Raw genomic sequence first — 3509 nt, forward strand, 5'->3', positions numbered from 1 at the left:
CAGTGTGTCTGCCAAGCCGGGCTCGACGACCTGCTCACAGCCCTGCTCGGTGACGGCCACCGGCTTGCCGTAGCGGTCGAAGACCGAATCGATGGGACTCGGCGGGCACCACTTGCCGTGCGAGGCGAGAGTGGCCGCGACGTTGGAGAGTTCGAGCGGGTTGATCCAGGTGGGGCCGAGGGTGAACGAACCGAGGTTTTGTTCCTTCTGGAAGTCGGCCATGCTGCGCTCGTCGAAGCCCGAGGTGTTGGGATCGGCGTACGAGCGCATGCCGAGACGGACAGCCATGTCGACGGTCGGCGTGACGCCGGTCGCCTCGATGAGCTTGACGAAAGCGGTGTTTGGGGACTGTGCCAGGGCGTCGGTCACGGACAGCGTCGGCGGATAGTTACCGGCGTTCTCCACGCAGTACGTCGAGACCGGGCAGCCTGCCGCACCACCGCTACCCATGCCCTTGGCTTCGAAGCGCTTGGGCACGTCGAGGGTCGCGTTGATGCCGAGGCCCTTCTCCATCGCCGCAGCGGTCGTGAAGATCTTGAAGACGGAACCCGCACCGTCACCGGCAAGGGAGTACGGCTGCGCCTGGACGGTTTCGTCGGCGTCGGCATTGAGTCCGTACGTGCGACTGCTGGCCATCGCGATGACCTTGTGTGAATCCTGGCCCGGCCTGATCACGTTCATCACGTTCGCGATGCCGTCGAGGTTGGCGCTCGCGTTCGCGTTCAGTCCGGCCTTGGTGGACGCCTGGACCTGCGGATCGAGAGTGGTCTTGATGAGGTAACCACCCTCGTTGATCTGGTCGCGGGTGATTCCGGCATCCGAGAGGTACTTCAGTGCGTAATCACAGAAGAATCCGCGATCGCCTGCAGCGATGCAGCCGCGCGGCAAGTTGTTGGGGGTTTCGAGGACGCCGAGGGGCTCTTCCTTGGCTGCACGGAACTCGTCGGCACGATCCGGAATGTTCGTGATCATGGTGTCGAGCACGGTGTTACGACGCTCGGTCACGCCCTCGACGTTCGTGTACGGGTTCAGCGCGGAGCTGGACTGAACCATGCCGGCCAGCATCGCGGACTGCGGAACGGTCAGATCTGCGGCGTCGACGCCAAAGTAGGTCTGAGCCGCGTCCTGAATGCCGAAGGATCCGTTGCCGAAAGGTACGAGGTTGAGGTACCGGGTGAGGATCTCGTCTTTCGTGAGTTCCTTGTCCAGCGTCAGCGCCATCCGGATCTCGCGGATCTTTCGGGCCGGGGTGGTCTCGATGGCAGCGCGGCGCTCGGCATCCGTCTTGGCCACGACCAACAGTTGGTAGTTCTTCACATACTGCTGATCGAGTGTCGACGCGCCCTGCTGCACTTCACCGGTCGTCGTGTTGGTGAGGAAGGCGCGCAGCGTTCCCTGCCAGTCGACGCCCTTGTGGTCGGGGAACCGGCGGTCCTCGATGGAGACGATCGCCAACTTCATGTTGTTGGAGATCTTCTCGCTCGGGACTTCGAAGCGTCGTTGGTCGTACAGCCAGGCAATGGGATTGCCTGCCGCATCGACCATGGTGGACACCGCGGGGACCGTGCCTTCGACCAGTTCGGCCGAGACGTTGTCGACGGTATCGGCAGCGCGATTGGACGCGAATCCGAATCCGCCGGCCACCGGGAACATCACCCCTGCGACCAGGACACCCGCCAATGCGGAGCTTCCGGCGAGCTTCGCCACTGTTTTTGCAATCGACACGATCTACAGAGTACGTGTGCCCACCCATTGGAACCGGTTTCAGTGTTTTGCGGGTGTTCAAAACCTCCTGAACACGCGCTTTGTACTGCCGTACCAAAAAATGCTCCCGACCGTCTTGCGTTAGGGGCGTTCTTTACCTAAATTGTGATCAGTGTGATCGACGTAACACTCGATCACGAATGTGTCTCAGCTTTCACGTGCTACCGCGAGACGGCTGAGATGGTGCGCTGCTCGCCTCATGGCGACGGTCAGACTTTGTAGAGGGGACCCAGAATGTACACAGCCACCCCGAGTAGCCGTTTGGACATCGAGCAGGCCGAGGCACGAATTGCCTGGGTAACTCAGGCGCGATGCCGCGAGGTCGATCCCGACCAACTTTTTGTTCGTGGCGCCGCACAGCGCAAGGCAGCCACCATCTGCCGTCACTGCCCGGTCCTCATGCAGTGCGGAGCAGATGCTCTCGACAACCGTGTCGAGTTCGGTGTGTGGGGCGGAATGACCGAACGTCAGCGCCGTGCACTGCTCAAGCAGCACCCCGACGTCGACTCCTGGTCCGAGTTCTTCGAAGACCAGCGCCAGCATCACTCAGCAGTCTGATCCAGGTCGATCGGGGGATCAGCCCTTACGAGTGAGCTGATCTCCCACCGCGCGCAGCGCCTCGAGGTCCGAGACCTCGAACGGTAGCGACGGAACACCGATCAGCGGCACCCTCGGGTGAGCTGCGGTGAATCGACTCAGCAAGGCGATTTCTCGCTTCGCGATCACTGCCCGATGGGCATGGATGCGGAGAACGGCTGCGGTGAGGGCCTCGGCCTCGGTCGCATTTTCCTTCGCTTCCAGTTTGTCGGCGGCGGTCACCGCATGATCGGCAGGCAGAGCCGTCAACGTCGGGTGAGTGCGGTTGAGAACCAGACCGGCCAACGGCATCGAGTCACCCGCAAGGCGATCGACGAAGAACGCCGCCTCACGGAGAGCGTCGGGCTCGGCCGCTGCGATCACCAGGAAATGAGTCCCCGGCTGACGCAGCAACTCGTAGGTCTTCGTGGCGCGTTCACGGAAACCGCCGAACATCGAGTCGAGCGACTGCACGAATGCCGATGCATCCGAAAGCATTTGGCTTCCCACGATGGTCGAGACACCCTTCAGGGCCAATCCCATCGCGCCGGCCACGAGCCTGGTCAGGCCACGGCCGGGTGCCGAGAGCAGCCGGATCATCCGTCCGTCGAGGAATGTTCCGAGCCTCTGTGGAGCGTCGAGGAAGTCGAGCGCATTGCGCGACGGCGGGGTATCGACGATCACCAGATCCCACGCGTCGTTCGACGCCAGCTGCCCCAACTTCTCCATCGCCATGTACTCCTGCGTTCCGGAGAACGATGTGGCAACGGTTTGGTAAAAGGGATTCGCCAGGATCTGCTCGGCCTTCTCAGGGCTCGAATGCTCGATGACCATCTCGTCGAAAGTCCGACGCATGTTCAGCATCATCGCGTGGAGTTCGCCCGTGGCCTCGGGACCCAGCTTCACCGGCTGCGGAGTGTTGTCGAGTTCGGCCACACCCAAGGCCTGTGCGAGGCGACGGGCCGGATCGATGGTGAGGACGACTACGCGTCGGCCCTCTTCGGCTGCCCGCAACGCCAGCGACGCAGCCGTCGTGGTCTTGCCGACGCCACCTGCGCCGCAACACACCACGATCCGGGCCGTCGGGTCCTTGATGATCGCCGAAATATCGAGGGCAGGAGCTGCGCGTCGGCCGGTCCTGGAACTGCCGACCGTCACGTTCTCGGTGG

At 62.8% G+C, this 3509-nt stretch carries 3 protein-coding genes; 1 reads left to right on the forward strand and 2 read right to left on the reverse strand.

Annotation, left to right across the window (positions count from 1 at the left end):
* Positions 1-1707 (reverse strand): transglycosylase domain-containing protein (locus A2J01_RS03915; RefSeq protein ID WP_064112026.1); only part of this gene is annotated, 1707 nt, incomplete at its 3' end.
* Between the two features lie 291 nt (positions 1708-1998).
* On the opposite strand from A2J01_RS03915, the gene A2J01_RS03920 reads away from it, so the two are divergent.
* Positions 1999-2322, forward strand: coding sequence for a WhiB family transcriptional regulator (locus tag A2J01_RS03920; RefSeq protein WP_007732375.1), 324 nt, complete (start codon positions 1999-2001; stop codon positions 2320-2322).
* An 18-nt stretch (positions 2323-2340) separates the two neighbouring features.
* Here the strand turns inward: A2J01_RS03920 and A2J01_RS03925 are convergent, their stop codons facing one another.
* The gene (locus A2J01_RS03925) at positions 2341-3498 is read right to left on the reverse strand and encodes an ArsA family ATPase (protein WP_064112028.1); all 1158 of its coding nucleotides are present in this window, start codon (positions 3496-3498) and stop codon (positions 2341-2343) included.
* Positions 3499-3509: the final 11 nt, after the last annotated feature.

It is taken from the genome of Rhodococcus sp. EPR-134 (assembly GCF_001647205.1).
GTDB lineage: Bacteria > Actinomycetota > Actinomycetes > Mycobacteriales > Mycobacteriaceae > Rhodococcus_F > Rhodococcus_F qingshengii.

What these genes read in the sequence shown, in the direction of transcription:
- A2J01_RS03920 (WP_007732375.1), top strand. Translation starts at nt 1,999, where the DNA reads ATGTACACAGCCACCCCGAGTAGCCGTTTGGACATCGAGCAGGCCGAG.